Raw genomic sequence first — 15,818 nt, forward strand, 5'->3', positions numbered from 1 at the left:
GGTGCGGCGAGTCGTGGTGCGGCGTCGGGGAGGGAGACCGGCGGCGGTCACTCCGGGTCGGGGGCCGGCGCGGGTCTGCGGCGCCAGGGGTGCAGGAGGGCGGCGAGGATCTCGCCGGTGCCGGGGAAGGAGGTGGGGTCCTGGAGGCCCACTGCGGCGGGTTCGCGGCCGGGGCGCCAGGTGAAGCTGCCGAAGAGGTGGTCCCAGCACGACAGATCGGAGCCGTAGTGGCCGGCTTCGGACAGCTCGGTGCTGTGGTGGAGACGGTGCTGCTCCGGGCCGGCCACCAGATGGTTGAGCGGCCCGATGCGGACGTCGATGTTGGCGTGGACGAAGTAGCCCTGCGCGGCGACGAAGAGTCCGACCACCAGCACCGCGGGGCGGGAGAAGCCGACGAGGGCCAGGGTCAGCTGGACGAGGCTCTGCGCCAGGACGATGTCCAGCACGTGGTTGACGCCGTTGTTGGCGACGTTGACCTTCTCCGGTACGTGGTGCACCCCGTGCAGCCGCCAGAGCAGGGCGTTGCGGTGGCCCAGTCGGTGCACGAGGTAGCTGACGAGCGATCCGGCAAGCAGGGCGCCCGGGATCTCGATCCCGAGGGGATACGTCGGCTCCTGCGGCGAGATCAGGCCGACGGCCAGCGCGACCAGCAGTTGCGCCAGTCCGCTTCCGGCCATGGTGAGCAGGAAGTAGATGCCGTACCAGCGCCATTCGTCCTTTCCGGGATGCCAGTTCCGGTCGTACGGAATCAGCCGCTCCAGGAGAGCCAGATAGGCGATGGCGCCGACCAGGAAAAGCGGGCTGACCCATGCCGGATCCCACCGCAGCCGCAATGCGGACACGCCCACGCACACGACCGCGAGGAGGAGAACGGGATAGGCGGCGGCACGAAGAATACGGGCAGCGCAATTCCCTCCCGCCCTCTTCCGGGAATCCGAATAGTCGGCCGAATGAATTTCGCCATCGGCGGCGCTCGCGCGCTCGTCCATAGGTGACCCCCACAAGGGAAACAACCGGGAGGTTGAAGCCAACTCTTCTCCATCAGCTCAGGCCGGAAGGGCTCTGGGAGTCTCGGTGAACTCTGGGGCGACCGTGGCCCCGCGCTGACGTCTTTCAGACACCCGGCTTCGATGAAATTCGGCCGTGGCGTGAACTGATGCCCCCGATCCCATCAGCCCAGATCATTTATTTCCCGATCGCGCGGCTTTAATCACGCCCGACTCGCAGAAATCGCCCGATGCCTTTATCCATGGGGCAATAGTTTGCGAGAGGAATCGCACAACCGAGGCGAGGTCATTTGTGCGAGCAATTCCTTCGTAGGATCATCTCGATGCCGGGGGACGGCGTATCCCCCTGCGCCGGGAGGCTATTTCCTGCGCTCAGGCGCACGTCCGGGCGGGGATCCGTGCGCCCCCGCGTAAACAGCGTGTGCGCGTGCTCCCCGAAAGCGCCTGCGGAGAGGCAGGACCGGGACGTCTTCCGCCGGAGGACACCGCCCTGCGATGATCGCGGCGAGATCCGGCAGCCCGTCCGAGATCCGGCAGCCCATCAGCGAATCGAGGATTCTCCTTGTCGTACGACGTCGGCGCGGTCCGCGCGCAGTTCCCCGCCCTGCGGTCCGGTACGGCGCATTTCGACGGTCCGGGCGGCACACAGACCCCGGCCTCCGTCGTGGCGGCGATCGGCGAGGCGATGAGCCGGCCCCTGTCGATCCGGGGCGCCGCCCTGCCCGGGGAGGTGAACGCGGAGGAGATCGTCCAGGGATTCCGGCAGGCGATGGCGGATCTGCTGGGCGCGGATCCGGGCGGGATCGTGTTCGGCCGGAGCGCCACCCAGCTCACCTACGATTTCTCGCGCACCCTGGCCGGGACCTGGAGCCCGGGGGACGAGGTCGTGGTGAGCCGGCTGGACCACGACGCCAACATCCGCCCGTGGGTGCGGGCGGCCGAGCGGGCGGGGGCGGTGGTGCGGTGGGCCGACTTCGACCCGGCGACCGGCGAGCTGCCCCCGGAGGCCGTCGGCGCGCGGATCACCGCCCGGACCCGGCTGGTCGCCGTGACCGGCGCTTCCAATCTGCTCGGCACCCGGCCCGACATCCCGGCCATCGCCGAACTCGCCCACCGGGCCGGCGCGCTACTGTACGTGGACGCGGTCCATCTCGCCGCGCACCACCCGGTGGACCTGGAGCGGCTCGGGGCGGACTTCCTCGTCTGCTCCCCGTACAAGTTCTTCGGCCCCCATCACGGTGTGCTCGCCGCCCGGCCGGAACGGCTCGACGCCCTCCGCCCGGACAAGCTGGCGCCGTCCACCGACGCCGTACCGGAACGCTTCGAACTCGGCACGCTGCCGTACGAGTTGATGGCCGGGACCCGCGCGGCGGTGGACTTCATCGCAACCCTGGGCACCGAGGCAGGCACCGAGGCGGTGAACGGGCGCGGCGGACGTCGCGAGCGGCTGGCGTCGGCGTACGCGGCGATCGACGCCCACGAGAGCGCGCTGCGGGAGAGCATCGAGAAGGGGCTGCGCGAACTGGACGGGGTGACAGTGCGCTCACGGGCCGCCGAGCGCACCCCCACCCTGCTGCTCACCTTCGAGGGCCGGGACGCGGCGGACGCCTACCGCGCCCTCGCCCGCTCCGGGGTGCACGCGCCCGCCGGGTCCTTCTACGCCCTGGAGGCCTCCCGGCACCTCGGGCTCGGCGAGAGCGGAGGCCTGCGCGTCGGGCTGTCCGCGTACAACGACGCGGACGACGTGGAGCGGCTCCTGACGGGACTGGCGGACTTCCTGCGGTGACGGCGAGGGGCCCGGGAGCCGGGAGGGCGCACCGAGCCCCGGCGTCAGGCGTACGGCGATGACGTACGGCGTCGGGCCACGTGTCCGGGCTAGAGCGTGGCCAGGGTGTCCACCGCGTCCGCCAGCCCGGACAGGTGCCGGATCCCCGTCGGCAGCCGCCCGGCCCAGCCGGGTCCGGCCACGCAGACGACGGGACGTCTGCGCGCACCCCGTACCCCCCACTCGATCGCGTCCAACCGGGCCACGAGCGAGCCGCTCGCCGTGGCGCGGGACTGCGCCCAGATCACCACCGCGGCGGGGCCGGTACGCCGTACCGCGTCCTCCAGCGCCGTGGCGGGCACGGCAGCGCCGAACATGCGGACCGGGAGCGACTGTTGGACGAGGGTCGCGGCGAGCGCCTCGAGGGCCAGCGAATGGGTCTCGCCGGGCGCACAGGCCAGCAGGGCGAGGCCCGCATCCGGATCGGGGGGCCGCTCGGCCGAGACCCCGCGCAGTGCGCCGGAGACGTGCCACGACAGCAGGTGCTCGACCTCGATGTACCGCTCCCCCGCCGTCTCCCACTTGCGCCCCACCACGTGGAGCGCCGGCATCATCACCTCGTCCCAGGCGGCCGGAAGCCCGTAACGGTCGAGCACGGTCGCGAGCAGCTCGTCCATGGCCGGCGCGTCCAGCCGAATCGCGGCCCGGGCCAGGCCACGGCACTCCTGGCGGGCCCGGCCGAGCGGAAGCGCCCCGGCGGCCCGGGGAGCGTGCCCGGACCGTGGCCGGTGCGCGGCGCCGCTCGCTTCGGCACGGGCCGCTCCGGTCCCGGTCGCTCCGCCACGAGGCGCTCCGGCCAGGACGGTGCGAGCGGCCTCGGCCGGGGGCAGGCCGGCGCTCGTCAGAGCGCACATGTTCCGCAGAGCGGCGATGTCCGCCTCCGTCCAGCGGCGATGCCGGCCGTCCTGACGTGCGGCCGGGCCGATGCCGTAGCGGCGGTCCCACGAACGCAGTGTCGTCGGCGCGACACCCAGGAGGCGGGCCACCGCACCCGTGGTCAGGCCGCCCTCGGCCGGGGCGCACGACGCCAGATCGACGGATACATCCATAAACTCACCATACGACGCAAAAACGATGCATGTTGCCCGGCGGATACACGCACGGTTCTCTTTTGATCACGGGGCGGCGAACGGCCGTGCGGCGTGAGGGAACAGGAGGCGGTCATGAAACTGAGCGACGAGTTGCCCACCGATCACCGGCTGGCGACGATCTACCGGATCGGCGCGGGCCTCTGCGGGGCGATCCTGGTGGTCTTCGGATCGCTGGGCTTCGCGGATCAGCTGAGCTTCTTCAACACCAGCGGCAGCCAGATCGCCGGGTTGTCGTCCAACGGACTTCTCAGCCTGATCTCCCTGCTCGTCGGAGCGCTGCTGATCGCCGGCGCGGCGGTGGGCGGCAATGTCGCCTCCACGGTGAACATGACCGTCGGCTCACTCTTCCTGATCAGCGGCTTCATCCACCTCTTCATCCTGGACCGGGCCGCGAACATCCTGGACTTCAGCATGCCGAACGTGATCTTCAGCTTCGTGATGGGGCTGCTGATCCTCACGTTCGGGATGTACGGGCGGGTGACCGGCGGTCTGCCGCACGACAACCCGTACTGGCGTCGCCGCCACCCGGAGCAGGCCGCGCGCGAAGCCGCCGCCCACAGCAGGGCGGCGGCGGGCGGCCAGCTGCCGGACGGGTCTGCTCAGACCTTGCGGTAGCGGGCGTTGAACCAGGAGAACACGCCGAAGGCGACCAGTCCGAGGGCGATCAGCACCAGCAGCCACGGGCCGACCGGAGTGTCGGCGAAGGAGCGCAGGGTGTCGTCCATCCCCTTGGACTTGTCGGGCTCGTGCTGGACGGCGGCGGCCAGGGCGAACGCGCCCGCCGCGGCGAAGACGCTGCCGCGCGCCGCCCCGCCGAACACACCCGTGACGTCGACGGCGCGGCGCACCCGGCGCGTCATCTGCGACATCTTCAGGTGCTTGTGGTACCTGCGCATGATGGCCCGGACCGCGATCCAGACGCCGGCGCCGGCCACCACCGCGCCGCCGATCCCGACGATCCACTGGCCGCCCGGCCAGCCGAGGGCCTTGGCCGTGATGTCCTGCGACTGCTGGTCGGACGAGCCGCCGCCGCTGCCGGATGAACCGGCGGCGAAGGACAGCACGGAGTAGGCGACGAAGGCGTAGAAGACGGCACGAGCGGCCGCCATGGCCCGCTTGCCGGGCTTGTGCTCGTCGGGTCCGGCCCCGCCGAACAGCGCCTCGGACAGTCGCCAGAGCGCCATGCCCGCCACGGCTGTGCCCAGCACCCACAGCAGCACCGTCCCGAAGGGCTTCTCGGCTATCTCCGCGACCGCACCGCCGCGGTCGGCCTGCTTCCCGTCGCCTCCGGGGAACGCGATCCGCAGGGCGAGGAAGCCCACGAGGACGTAGATCACCCCACGGGCCACGAACCCGGCACGGCCTGCGATCTCCATGGCGTTGCTGTTAGCGGCACGCCGTGCCTGGCCACGTCCCTGCGCTCCTACTGAACGGCTATTCATGTCATCCCGGTTGCCCCCGTACGGCGGATCAATGCGGTGAAGGTCTCGGATTGACGCCGTGAGAGTCCCGGGTCGATCCGGTGACCCCCCGGGAGCCGTTTCGACGCAGAAACGACGCGGCGGGCAGAACGAGCGGGGGCGGGGCAGCGTGGTAGTGACGGAGAAGACCCACCCCCGCTCGCCGGAGGAGACATCATGACGATCACCCGTCTTCAGCGCACAGCGGCGGCTGCCGCCGCACTCGCCTTTCCCGCCTCTCTGGCGTTCTTCGCTCCGCAGGCTCAGGCCGAAGCCCCCGCCGAACCGTACGGCCCCGCCTGCTCCTCCGTACCCGCCGAGGGCGCGGGCAGCCTGGAGGGCATGGCGAAGGACCCGGTCGCCACCGCCGCGTCCAACAACCCCGAACTCTCCACGCTCGTCAGCGCGGTGGAGAAGGCCGGCCTGGTCGACACCCTGAACAACGCGGAGAACATCACGGTCTTCGCGCCGACCAACGACGCCTTCGAGAAGATCCCGCAGGCGGACCTGGACGCACTCCTCAACGACAAGGCCGAGCTCACCAAGGTGCTGACGTACCACGTGGTGGGCGAGAAGGTCACGACGCAGCAGATGGAGGACGGCACCTTCAAGACGCTGGAGGGAAGCGACCTCACGACGAAGGGCTCCGGCACCGAGTTCACGGTGAACGACTCCTCGAAGATCGTCTGCGGCAATGTGCCGACGGCGAACGCCACGGTGAATCTGGTCGACACCGTGCTGATGCCGCCGTCGTAAGGGCGGGCGTGGTGCCGCCGTCGCAGTGACGACCTCGGCGCCGCCGCAGCGCACAGGGGGTCCCGTGCCCGGATCGCGTGACGGTCCGGGCACGGCCCCTGGGCGCCTGTTCTATACGCTGAGAGCGTGACCAGCGCCGATGACCGACCGACCCGGAAGGGTGCCTCCGAATCCGAGGCGCCGCTCGCCGACCTCCAGGCGTTCGCGGTCGAGCTGCGCCGGATGAACGGCGAGATCAACCGGGTGGCCCACGGTTTCGCGGTGAACCAGCAACTGCATCCCACGGACGTGAGCGCGCTCGGAGCCATCCTCGACGCCCCCTCGCCCCTGACGCCCGGGGCGCTGCGGGAGCATCTGGGCCTCACGTCCGGCGCGGTGACCGCCTGCCTGGACCGGCTGGAGCGGGCCGGGCACATCCGCCGGGCCCGGGAGAGCGCCGACCGCCGGGTGGTGCACGTGTACTACGAGGCAAGCGCCCGCACCGTCGCCCGTGACTACTTCATGCCGCTCGCCGAGGCCACGGCACGGGCCCGGGCACGCTTCAGCGAGGGAGAGCTGACGACCGTCCTGCGGTTCCTCGCCGCGATGAACGAAGAGCTGGCCGAGGTTCCCCCGGCGCATCGCTGAGGTTCCCCCGGCGCATCGCTGAGGTTCCCCCGGCGCGTCGCTGAGCTGCTCCCGGCGCGTCGCTGCGTTTTTCCCCGGCCGGGTGCGTCCATGGGAGGACGGACCGTCGGAACCACCCCCGTACGGATCCCGTGGGGAGCAGTCCCGTAATGTATTTCAACGATTGAGATTGTTCACCGATGAGATATCTCCACCCCCGGGAGAGACATGCCCACCCCTGCACGGTCGGTTCGCTGGCTGGTCCCCGTCGTCCTGCTGATCGCCTGGCTCGGCATCGGCGGCGGGCTCGGCCCGTACGCCGGAAAGCTCGGCGAGGTCGCCACCAACGACCAGGCCGCCTTCCTGCCCCAGAACGCCGAGTCCACCCAAGTCATCGACGCCCAGAAGGCGTTCCAGCAGAACGAGACCCTGCCGGTCATCCTCGTCTGGACCGCGGCGAAGAAGGACGCCCCGGTGAACGACGAGCAGCGGGAGGCCGCCACCGGCGCCCTCGCGTCGCTCGCCGGGAGCGACGGCGTCGTCGGCGAACCCTCCCCCGCCCTGCCCTCCGAGGACGGCCTCGCGCTCCAGGGCATCGTGCAGCTGAGCCCCGATCTCGGGGACGAGCTGCCGACGGTGCTGGAGGAGGTCGAGAAGGCGGGCGCGTCCGTGGACGGCACGACGCTCCAGCTGGCCGGCCCGGCCGCGAGCCAGGCCGATCTGTCCGACGCCTTCGCGGGCATCGACGGGCTGCTGCTCGGGGTCGCCCTGATCACGGTCCTCGTCATTCTGCTGCTGGTCTACCGCAGCGTGCTGCTGCCCTTCGTGATCATCCTCGGCGCCGTGTTCGCCCTCGCCCTGTCCTGTGCGATCGTCTACGTCCTCGCCGACCACGACATCGTGCGCGTGGACGGTCAGGTGCAGGGCATTCTGTCCATCCTGGTGATCGGTGCGGCGACGGACTACGCGCTGCTGCTCACCGCCCGGTTCCGGGAGGAACTCGCCGTCCACGGTGACCGGTTCACCGCGATGCGCGTCGCCCTGCGCGAGTCCTTCGGCCCGATCACGGCGAGCGCCGCGACGGTGGCGGCGGGCCTGCTCGCCCTGCTGCTGAGCGACCTCACCAACAACCGGGCCCTCGGCCCCGTGGGCGCGATCGGCATCGTCTGCTCGGTGCTGAGCGCCCTCACCTTCCTGCCCGCCGCGCTGGTACTGCTGGGCCGGAAGGCCTACTGGCCGGCGAAGCCCAAGCCCGCCGACGACAAGGTGTCCGGCGGCCACGGCATCTGGCACAAGGTCGCGTCCCTCGTCGACCGGTCGCCCCGCAAGGTCTGGGCGATCACCCTGGCGACCCTGATCGCCTGTGCCGCGTTCGCCCCGACGCTCACCTCCAAGGGCGTTCCCCTGGACGAGATCTTCGTCAACGACGCGCCGTCCGTGGCCGCCCAGGAGACGCTGGGCGAGCACTTCCCCGGCGGGTCCGGCAATCCGGCGGTGATCATCGCCGCGGCGGACCGCCTGCCCGAGGTGACCGAGGCCGCCGAGGGCACCGACGGGGTGGCCTCGGTCGCTCCGGTAGGCGAGAGCGGCCGGCCGGGCGGCGGCGAACCCCTCGTCGTCGACGGCAAGGTCCGCATCGACGCGACCCTCAAGGACGCGGCGGACAGCGACGGGGCCAAGGAGACCGTGGCCGCGCTGCGCACCGCGGTCCACGCGGTGCCCGGATCGGACGCCCTGGTCGGCGGTTACACCGCGCAGCAGTACGACACCCAGCGGACGGCGGAGGACGACCGCATGCTGATCGTGCCGGTGGTGCTGGCGATCATCCTGGTGATCCTGGTCTTCCTGCTGCGGTCGCTGCTGATGCCGGTGCTGCTCGTGGCGACCGTGGCGCTGAACTTCCTCGCCACGCTGGGCATCTCCTCGCTGGTCTTCACGCATGTGTTCGGCTTCAGCGGCACGGATTCGTCGGTGCCGCTGTACGGATTCGTGTTCCTGGTCGCCCTGGGCGTCGACTACAACATCTTCCTGATGTCCCGGGTCCGCGAGGAGTCCCTGCGGCACGGCACCCGGGAGGGCATCCTGCGCGGGCTGACCACGACCGGCGGGGTCATCACCTCGGCGGGCGTCGTCCTGGCGGCCACCTTCGCCGCGCTCGGTGTGATCCCGCTGGCGTTCCTGCTCCAGATCGCGTTCATCGTGGCCTTCGGCGTCCTGCTGGACACGCTGGTCGTCCGGTCGCTCCTCGTCCCGGCGCTGGTCCGGGACATCGGGCCGAAGGCGTGGTGGCCCGGGGCGCTGAGCCGGGAGACGTCCGACGGTCAGCCCGGCACGGAGTCCCGGGCCGGGGCCCGGTAGGCGGCGAGCGCCCAGATGACGAAGATGTCCAGGGCGATGACGATCACCGACCACAGGGGCGCGTACGGCAGGAAGAGGAAGTGCGCGAAGAGGTTCAGGGAGGCGAAGAGGATGCCGGTCACCCGGGCCCAGCCCGCCCCCTTGAGCAGCCCCGCCCCGGTGACGGCGACGCAGACGCCGAGCACCAGGTGGATCCAGCCCCAGCCGGTGAGGCTGATCCGGTAGAGGTACTCGCCGACATCGCCGTAGACGTCCCCGTCGGCCAGGGCCGCGATGCCCTCCAGGGCGGCCACGCCGCCCTGGCAGAGCATCAGCACCCCGGCGAAGAGCACACCTCCGGTCACCCATGGGCTGTCCGGATCGGGCGCGGGGGCGGCGGGGGCCGGGCCGTCGCCGCGCTGCCACGGCGTGTCGCCCTGGCCGGGCCCCGGCCGGGGCCCCTCGCCGAAGCCGGACGGCGGCGGGGCGTCGGGGCGGGGCGAGCCGGCCGGTTCCGTCGGGCCGGACGGGCCGGCGGCCCAGGAGGCGTCGTCGGCCCGTGAGGGGTCGTCGGCCCGTGAGGGGTCGGCGGCCCAGGAGGGCTCCTGCCGACTCATCAGGACTCCTCCTGCGGCCGCTCGGCCTGCCCCTTCGCACGCCTGCCGACCACGGCGGCGGCGGCGACCGCGCTGCCCGCGAAGGCCAGCGCGACCATCCAGGGGCGGTCGAAGACATGGCAGGTGGCGTGGTCCACGGAGTAGCGTCCGGGGCCGGTCAGACCGATGGCAGCGGCGGTGAACCCGAGGAACGCCGGGTACTCGTAACCGCCGCCCTGGGCGAAGAAGCCCGCCGGGGCGTGCACGGCCACCGCACCCGCCATCGCCCCGGCCGCCGCCGCGCCCGCCGCCGGGGTGGCGAGGCCGAGGGCCAGCAGTGCGCCGCCGCCCGCCTCACCGAGTCCGGCGGCCACAGCGCTGTGCTTGGGCGGGTGGAACCCCATCGCCTCCATCGCGGCCGTGGTGCCCTGGATCCCTCCGCCGCCGAACCAGCCGGCCAGCTTCTGGGCGCCGTGCGCGGCGAGCACCGCGCCGGTGCCGACGCGCAGGGCGAGCAGACCGAGATCACGCCGGTTGACGCAGACCATGAGGACTCCCGGGGTGGGGGGCTTCGGGTACGGATCCCACTCTCGTGGGCGGGTGGCGGGCGGGCGCGGCCGAGTACGCCGTACGGGGCTAGGGCGGGGCGCCGCAAGGCCCGGGGTGCGACGCAGATCATTGTGCAACTTGTTGCATAACCGGTTGGGGGTGGTCTACAACTGACGCGACGACCCGCTGCGGAGGAGACCCCGGATGAGCCCCTACCCGACCCTGCTGAGCCCGCTGGACCTCGGTTTCACCACCCTTCCCAACCGGGTCCTCATGGGATCGATGCACATCGGCCTGGAGGAGGCCGAGCGCGGCTTCGAGCGGATGGCGGCCTTCTACGCCGAGCGCGCCCGGGGCGGGGTCGGCCTGATGGTCACGGGTGGCATCGCCCCCAGCGAGCGGGCCTGCTCCTTCCCCGGCGGGGCCAAGATGACGACCGAGGCGGAGGCGGAGCAGCACCGGGAGATCACCTCGGCGGTGCACGGGGCCGGCGGGCGGATCGCGATGCAGATCCTGCACTTCGGCCGGTACGCGCACCACCCCGACCTGGTGGCTCCGAGCGCGCTCAAGGCCCCGATCAGCGGGTTCACCCCGAACGCGCTGACCGACGAGCAGGTCGAGGAGACCATCGAGGAGTTCGTCCGGGCGGCGGAGCTGGCGCGGCACGCCGGGTACGACGGGGTCGAGATCATGGGCTCCGAGGGCTATCTGATCAACGAGTTCATCGTCTCCGCGACCAACCACCGCACCGACCGCTGGGGCGGATCGTACGAGAACCGCATCCGCTTCCCGGTCGAGATCGTGCGCCGGGTCCGCGAGCGGGTCGGTGACGACTTCATCCTGATCTACCGGCTCTCCATGCTGGACCTGGTGCCGGGCGGCTCGACGCTGGAGGAGGTCGTGGCGCTCGCGAAGGAGATCGAGGCGGCGGGCGCGACGATCATCAACACCGGCATCGGCTGGCACGAGGCGCGGATCCCGACCATCGCCACCTCCGTGCCGCGCGGCGCGTTCAGCTGGGTGACCGAGAAGGTGCGCGGCGCGGTCTCCGTACCGCTGGTGACGAGCAACCGCATCAACACCCCCGAGGTCGCCGAGGAGATCCTCGCCTCCGGCCGGGCCGACATGGTCTCCATGGCCCGCCCGTTCCTCGCCGACCCGGAGTTCGTCGCGAAGGCGGCGGCGGGCCGGGCGGACGCGATCAACACCTGCATCGGCTGCAACCAGGCCTGCCTGGACCACATCTTCAGCCTCAAGATCACCTCCTGTCTGGTGAATCCGCGCGCCTGCCACGAGACCGAGCTGGTGCTCTCGCCCACCCGGACCCGCAAACGCGTCGCCGTGGTCGGGGCCGGTCCGGCGGGCCTCGCCTGCTCGGTGACGGCGGCCGAGCGGGGCCACGCGGTGACCCTGTTCGACACGGCGGACGAGATCGGCGGCCAGCTGAACGTGGCGCGCCGGGTGCCGGGCAAGGAGGAGTTCGACGAGACGCTGCGCTACTTCCGTACGCGGCTGGCGGAGCTGGACGTCGAGGTGCGGCTGTCCACCCGGGCCGAGACCGGGACCCTGGACGGTTTCGACGAGATCGTGCTGGCCACCGGCGTCGAGCCGCGTACCCCGGCGATCCCGGGCACGGACCGCCCGAACGTCGTGAGCTATCTGGACGTGCTGCGCGACGGGGCGCCGGTGGGCGACCGGGTCGCGATCGTCGGCGCGGGCGGGATCGGCTTCGACGTCGCGGAGTTCCTGACCGACGGCGGCGACGCGGCGAGCCTGGACGCGGACACCTTCTTCCGGCAGTGGGGCGTCGACACCGCCTACGCGGAGCGCGGCGGCCTGCGGGCCCCCGAGCGTCCCCAGTCGCCGCGCACGGTCCACCTGGTCCAGCGCAGGACGACCAAGGTCGGCGCGGGGCTCGGCAGGACGACGGGGTGGATCCACCGCACCGAACTGCGCCACCGGGGCGTCGAGATGATCGCGGGAGCCTCGTACGACCTCATCGACGACGAGGGCCTGCACCTCACCGTCGACGGTGAGCGGCGGGTACTGCCGGTCGACACGGTCGTGCTGTGCGCGGGTCAGGAACCGCGCCGCGAGCTGTACGAGCAGCTGAGCGCGGGCGCCGTCCCAGTCCATCTGATCGGCGGCGCGGACGTGGCGGCCGAGCTGGACGCGAAGCGGGCCATCCGCCAGGGCACGGAGCTGGCCGCCTCGCTCTGAGCCGCCTCCCCCGGGAGCCCGTACCGCTGTGCGCCCCCGTCCTTAGGATGCACCCCATGTCACTGCCGCACGCGATTCTCACCGCCCTGCTGGAGAAGCCGTCCTCGGGTCTGGAACTGACCCGCAGGTTCGACCGGTCGATCGGCTACTTCTGGTCGTCGACGCACCAGCAGATCTATCGCGAGCTGGGGAAACTGGAGGAGGCCGGGCGGATCAGGGCGCTGCCGACGGCGGTGCCGGCCCGGGGGCAGAAGAAGGAGTACGAGGTGCTGCCCGCGGGCCGCGAGGAGCTGACGGCCTGGGTGGCGCTCCCCGAGGATCCCCGGCCGGTCCGGGATCCGCTGCTGCTGCGGATGCGGGCGGCGGCCGTCGTCGGGGCGGACGGCATGGGCGCGGAGCTGCGCCGCCATCTGGTTCTGCACGAGAGCCAGTTGGCGGAGTACCGGGAGATCGAGGAGCGGAATTTCACCCCCGCGCCGACGACCGACGAGGACCGGCTGCGGTATCTGGTGCTGCGGGGCGGCATCGACCTGGAGACGTTCTGGATCGGCTGGCTGACCCGGGCCATCGCCGACCTGGACGCCTGACCGTACGGAGCGTCACGGGAGGGGCCCGGCGTCACGGGTGCGGCGCGCCGACCGCCCTCACGGCCACGGATTCCGGGGCGGCCGCGAGTCGGGGGCTGCCGATCACGACCCGGGAGGGCACCGGATCCGCCGGCGCGGGCCCCTCGGCGGCATCGCCCGCCGGCTCCGTGTTCCGCGCCTGGGCCCGGCTGAGGAGGATCACCCCGCGCACGGCCGCCGCCGTACCGAGGAGCGCGAGCACCAGGCTGACCGGCCCGCCCTGGAGGCGCTCGCCGAGCAGGGCCAGGCCGATCGCGGCGGCGGCGACCGGGTTGGCGAGGGTGACCACGGCGAGCGGTGCGCCGAGACCGCCCCGGTACGCGGTCTGGGACAGCAGCAGGCCGCCCATGGCGAAGGCGGAGACGAGGAGCGCCACCGTCAGCAGCCGCCAGCTGAACAGCGGGCCGCCCGAGTGGTCGGTGACGGCGACCGTGAGGGTCTGGGTGAGCGCGGAAGCGACACCGGAGGTGATCCCGGAGGCCGCCGCGTGCCGCAGTCCCGGGCGGGCACCCGGCCGGCTGAGCCCGGCGACGACCGCCATGGTGGCCGCGCCCACGCCGAGCGCCTCGGGAAGGCTGAGGGTCTCGTGCGGGGCGGAACCGCCCGCGGTCAGGAGCAGCGCGCCGAGGCCGAGCAGGGTCAGGGCCGTGCCCCGCCACTCGACGCGGCCGACCCGGCGTCCGGCCGCGCGTGCCCCGAGCGGGACGGCGACGACGAGGGTCAGCGCGCCGAGGGGCTGGACCAGCGTCAGCGGGCCGTAGTTGAGCGCGGCGACGTGCAGCAGCGCGCCCGCGGCGTTGAGGCCGACCGCCGACCACCAGGCGCCCCGGCCCAGCATCCGCAGGACTCCGGTGGCGGGATCGGTACGCCCGGCGAGCCGGGACTGGGCGACGGCGGCGGCCGCGTAGGCGCCGGCGGAGACGAGGGAGAGCGCGACGGCGAGGAGGGTGGCGTTCATCGGATACCACCCGCGTACGTCCCGGAGGTCGCAGGCCGCGCGCCACCCGCGTACGCCGGTACGGGAGGCCCCTCGCCGCTCCCCCACACGCCCGGCCCGGGCGGCTGCGCGGGGACCGTCCGGGCGGAGAGCGGCAGCCGGAACGCGGCGAGGGCGACGGCGAGCAGCGCCACGACGACGATCGCGTCGAGCCAGTAGTGGTTCGCCGTGCCCACGACGACGACCAGGGTGAGCGCCGGGTGCAGGAGCCACAGCCCGCGCCACCGGGAGCGGGTCGCGGCGATCAGCCCGACGGCGACCATCGCGGCCCAGCCGACGTGCAGCGAGGGCATCGCGGCGAACTGGTTCGCCATCGTGTCCGTCGCGGGCGTGTGCCCGTACACCGTCGGCCCGTAGACCTGGCCGGTGTCGACGAGTCCGGCGACCGCGAGCATCCGGGGCGGGGCCAGCGGGAAGAGCAGGTGCAGCACCAGGGCGGCGGCGGTGAGCGCGGCGAGCACGCGGCGCGACCGGACGTAGTGACGGGGGCGGCGCCAGTAGAGCCAGACCAGGAAGAGGGCCGTGGCCGGGAAGTGCACGGCGGCGTAGTAGGTGTTCGCCGCGTGGATCAGGGGCTCGCTGTGCAGCAGCATCCCCTGGACGGCTCCCTCGCCGGGGAGGTGCAGGGCACGTTCGAGGTCCCAGACGTTCCCCGCGTTGCGGAACGCCTCCTCGACGTGGCCGTTGGCGGCCCGGCGGCCGAATGTGTAGGCCAGGAAGAGTCCGGCCACGAGAAGGAACTCGCGGACGAGGGGCGGTCGGGCACGTATGTCCGGCTCCTGGTCCGTGGGCTCGATGCGGGCGAGTCTCACCCGTGCCCCCTTGGATGCGAAGCGGTAGCAGGACGGCCCGGTCACATCGATCCACGCCGTATCGATACGCCAGTGTACCGATACGTTGGCGTATCGGTACACGCACGTATCGGTACACTGGCGTATCGAGAACCTCACCGCACCGCCGCTGGAGGTACAGCCCATGCCGTCGCCCGATTCCGCACCGGAGTCAGCACTCTCGTCCCCCCGGTCGAAGATCACACCGGAGCGGGCGCAGGAGCTGTACGCGGCGGTGCTGGAGCTGTTGCGGGAGAGCGGTTACGAGTCGCTGACGATGGAGGGCGTCGCCTCCCGCACCCGCTGCGGGAAGTCGACGCTCTACCGGCAGTGGGGCTCCAAGCCGGAGCTGGTCGTGGCCGCGCTGCACGGCACCCGGCGGATGCGGCTCCCGCACATCGACACCGGGACGCTGGCCGGGGACCTGCTGGAGGCCGCGCGGGCGATCGGCGAGGCCTCGGGGAGAGACACCCCGCTGATGCACGCCCTCAGCCATGCCGCACTCCAGAGTCCGGAGCTGCTGTGCGCGCTGCGCGAGGCGCTGATCCTGCCGGAGATCGCGGCGATCGACGCGATGGTCCGGCGGGGCCAGGAGCGCGGCGAGATCGCGGCGGACCTCCCGGGGGCCGAGTTCGTGGCGACCCAGCTGCTCGGCGTGATGCGCGCCCGCCCGCTGCTGGAGGGGCGTTACGCCGACGCCGCGTATCTGACCCGGTTCGTGGAGATGGCGATCCTCCCGAGCCTCGGACTCACGGCGGGAGCGCCGGAGTCCTGACAGACGTGGACCGCCCGTCCCGGCGGATGGGGACGGTCCACCCGCGCCGCACCGTGGGGACGGGGGCGGCGCACCGCCCGGCCGGGGGGGGGCGGGGGCGGGGGGCAACCCGCCCCCCCGGGTGCGCCCCCCACACGGGCCCC

General features: G+C 72.3%; 15 protein-coding genes. 8 read left to right on the forward strand and 7 right to left on the reverse strand.

Annotation, left to right across the window (positions count from 1 at the left end):
* Nucleotides 1-47 precede the first annotated feature (47 nt).
* Nucleotides 48-989, reverse strand: coding sequence for a sterol desaturase family protein (locus ACFWRV_RS24425; RefSeq protein WP_384337868.1), 942 nt, complete (start codon nucleotides 987-989; stop codon nucleotides 48-50).
* Nucleotides 990-1,569: 580 nt separating this feature from the next.
* Between ACFWRV_RS24425 and ACFWRV_RS24430 the strand changes: the two genes are divergently transcribed.
* Nucleotides 1,570-2,793: a cysteine desulfurase-like protein gene (locus ACFWRV_RS24430; RefSeq protein ID WP_384337869.1), complete on the forward strand. Its 1,224-nt coding sequence runs from the start codon at nucleotides 1,570-1,572 to the stop codon at nucleotides 2,791-2,793.
* Between the two features lie 89 nt (nucleotides 2,794-2,882).
* Here the strand turns inward: ACFWRV_RS24430 and ACFWRV_RS24435 are convergent, their stop codons facing one another.
* Nucleotides 2,883-3,881 (reverse strand): MerR family transcriptional regulator, encoded by a 999-nt coding sequence (locus ACFWRV_RS24435; RefSeq protein ID WP_384337870.1) that lies wholly within the window; start codon nucleotides 3,879-3,881, stop codon nucleotides 2,883-2,885.
* Nucleotides 3,882-3,995: 114 nt separating this feature from the next.
* Between ACFWRV_RS24435 and ACFWRV_RS24440 the strand changes: the two genes are divergently transcribed.
* On the forward strand, nucleotides 3,996-4,538 hold the full coding sequence (locus ACFWRV_RS24440; RefSeq protein ID WP_384337871.1) for a DUF4383 domain-containing protein: 543 nt from the start codon (nucleotides 3,996-3,998) through the stop codon (nucleotides 4,536-4,538).
* Here ACFWRV_RS24440 and ACFWRV_RS24445 read toward each other — a convergent pair.
* Complete coding sequence (locus ACFWRV_RS24445; protein ID WP_384337872.1) at nucleotides 4,523-5,365, reverse strand: DUF1206 domain-containing protein; 843 nt, start codon at nucleotides 5,363-5,365, stop codon at nucleotides 4,523-4,525. The two genes, ACFWRV_RS24440 and ACFWRV_RS24445, sit on opposite strands and share 16 nt — an antisense overlap.
* Nucleotides 5,366-5,560: 195 nt before the next feature.
* Here ACFWRV_RS24445 and ACFWRV_RS24450 point away from each other — a divergent pair, with 195 nt between their 5' ends.
* From ACFWRV_RS24450 to ACFWRV_RS24460, 3 genes are all read left to right on the forward strand, one after another.
* On the forward strand, nucleotides 5,561-6,139 hold the full coding sequence (locus ACFWRV_RS24450) for a fasciclin domain-containing protein (RefSeq protein ID WP_384337873.1): 579 nt from the start codon (nucleotides 5,561-5,563) through the stop codon (nucleotides 6,137-6,139).
* A 126-nt stretch (nucleotides 6,140-6,265) separates the two neighbouring features.
* A complete protein-coding gene (locus ACFWRV_RS24455; protein ID WP_384337874.1) occupies nucleotides 6,266-6,766 on the forward strand; it encodes a MarR family winged helix-turn-helix transcriptional regulator in 501 nt (166 codons plus the stop codon).
* Between the two features lie 207 nt (nucleotides 6,767-6,973).
* The gene (locus ACFWRV_RS24460) at nucleotides 6,974-9,103 is read left to right on the forward strand and encodes an MMPL family transporter (RefSeq protein ID WP_384337875.1); all 2,130 of its coding nucleotides are present in this window, start codon (nucleotides 6,974-6,976) and stop codon (nucleotides 9,101-9,103) included.
* On the opposite strand, the gene ACFWRV_RS24465 is transcribed toward ACFWRV_RS24460, so the two are convergent.
* Complete coding sequence (locus ACFWRV_RS24465; RefSeq protein WP_384337876.1) at nucleotides 9,067-9,699, reverse strand: hypothetical protein; 633 nt, start codon at nucleotides 9,697-9,699, stop codon at nucleotides 9,067-9,069. The two genes, ACFWRV_RS24460 and ACFWRV_RS24465, sit on opposite strands and share 37 nt — an antisense overlap.
* Nucleotides 9,699-10,226, reverse strand: a complete 528-nt coding sequence (locus ACFWRV_RS24470) for a DoxX family protein (RefSeq protein ID WP_384337877.1) — start codon at nucleotides 10,224-10,226, stop codon at nucleotides 9,699-9,701. The genes ACFWRV_RS24465 and ACFWRV_RS24470 overlap by 1 nt, the downstream gene beginning before the upstream one ends.
* Before the next feature lie 205 nt (nucleotides 10,227-10,431).
* Between ACFWRV_RS24470 and ACFWRV_RS24475 the strand changes: the two genes are divergently transcribed.
* Together ACFWRV_RS24475 and ACFWRV_RS24480 are read left to right on the forward strand one after the other, a co-directional pair.
* Nucleotides 10,432-12,447 (forward strand): FAD-dependent oxidoreductase, encoded by a 2,016-nt coding sequence (locus ACFWRV_RS24475; RefSeq protein ID WP_384337878.1) that lies wholly within the window; start codon nucleotides 10,432-10,434, stop codon nucleotides 12,445-12,447.
* 56 nt (nucleotides 12,448-12,503) lie between these two features.
* Nucleotides 12,504-13,034 (forward strand): PadR family transcriptional regulator, encoded by a 531-nt coding sequence (locus ACFWRV_RS24480; protein WP_384337879.1) that lies wholly within the window; start codon nucleotides 12,504-12,506, stop codon nucleotides 13,032-13,034.
* 31 nt (nucleotides 13,035-13,065) lie between these two features.
* Here ACFWRV_RS24480 and ACFWRV_RS24485 read toward each other — a convergent pair whose 3' ends face one another.
* Entirely contained in the window at nucleotides 13,066-14,031 is a 966-nt protein-coding gene (locus ACFWRV_RS24485) for a hypothetical protein (RefSeq protein ID WP_384337880.1), read from the reverse strand.
* Complete coding sequence (locus ACFWRV_RS24490; RefSeq protein ID WP_384337881.1) at nucleotides 14,028-14,882, reverse strand: phosphatase PAP2 family protein; 855 nt, start codon at nucleotides 14,880-14,882, stop codon at nucleotides 14,028-14,030. The genes ACFWRV_RS24485 and ACFWRV_RS24490 overlap by 4 nt, the downstream gene beginning before the upstream one ends.
* 163 nt (nucleotides 14,883-15,045) lie before the next feature.
* Here ACFWRV_RS24490 and ACFWRV_RS24495 point away from each other — a divergent pair, with 163 nt between their 5' ends.
* Entirely contained in the window at nucleotides 15,046-15,675 is a 630-nt protein-coding gene (locus ACFWRV_RS24495) for a TetR/AcrR family transcriptional regulator (RefSeq protein WP_384337882.1), read from the forward strand.
* Nucleotides 15,676-15,818 lie beyond the last annotated feature (143 nt).

This window comes from Streptomyces sp. NPDC058576, from assembly GCF_042718715.1.
Classification (GTDB): Bacteria; Actinomycetota; Actinomycetes; order Streptomycetales; family Streptomycetaceae; genus Streptomyces.

Excerpts from the sequence above, each read along its gene's own strand:
- ACFWRV_RS24450 (WP_384337873.1), top strand. The coding sequence starts at position 5,561 with ATGACGATCACCCGTCTTCAGCGCACAGCGGCGGCTGCCGCCGCACTC.
- ACFWRV_RS24495 (WP_384337882.1), top strand. The coding sequence starts at position 15,046 with ATGCCGTCGCCCGATTCCGCACCGGAGTCAGCACTCTCGTCCCCCCGG.
- ACFWRV_RS24445 (WP_384337872.1), bottom strand. The coding sequence starts at position 5,365 with ATGAATAGCCGTTCAGTAGGAGCGCAGGGACGTGGCCAGGCACGGCGT.
- ACFWRV_RS24440 (WP_384337871.1), top strand. The coding sequence starts at position 3,996 with ATGAAACTGAGCGACGAGTTGCCCACCGATCACCGGCTGGCGACGATC.
- ACFWRV_RS24485 (WP_384337880.1), bottom strand. The coding sequence starts at position 14,031 with ATGAACGCCACCCTCCTCGCCGTCGCGCTCTCCCTCGTCTCCGCCGGC.
- ACFWRV_RS24425 (WP_384337868.1), bottom strand. The coding sequence starts at position 989 with ATGGACGAGCGCGCGAGCGCCGCCGATGGCGAAATTCATTCGGCCGAC.
- ACFWRV_RS24465 (WP_384337876.1), bottom strand. The coding sequence starts at position 9,699 with ATGAGTCGGCAGGAGCCCTCCTGGGCCGCCGACCCCTCACGGGCCGAC.
- ACFWRV_RS24475 (WP_384337878.1), top strand. The coding sequence starts at position 10,432 with ATGAGCCCCTACCCGACCCTGCTGAGCCCGCTGGACCTCGGTTTCACC.
- ACFWRV_RS24480 (WP_384337879.1), top strand. The coding sequence starts at position 12,504 with ATGTCACTGCCGCACGCGATTCTCACCGCCCTGCTGGAGAAGCCGTCC.
- ACFWRV_RS24470 (WP_384337877.1), bottom strand. The coding sequence starts at position 10,226 with ATGGTCTGCGTCAACCGGCGTGATCTCGGTCTGCTCGCCCTGCGCGTC.
- ACFWRV_RS24435 (WP_384337870.1), bottom strand. The coding sequence starts at position 3,881 with ATGGATGTATCCGTCGATCTGGCGTCGTGCGCCCCGGCCGAGGGCGGC.
- ACFWRV_RS24460 (WP_384337875.1), top strand. The coding sequence starts at position 6,974 with ATGCCCACCCCTGCACGGTCGGTTCGCTGGCTGGTCCCCGTCGTCCTG.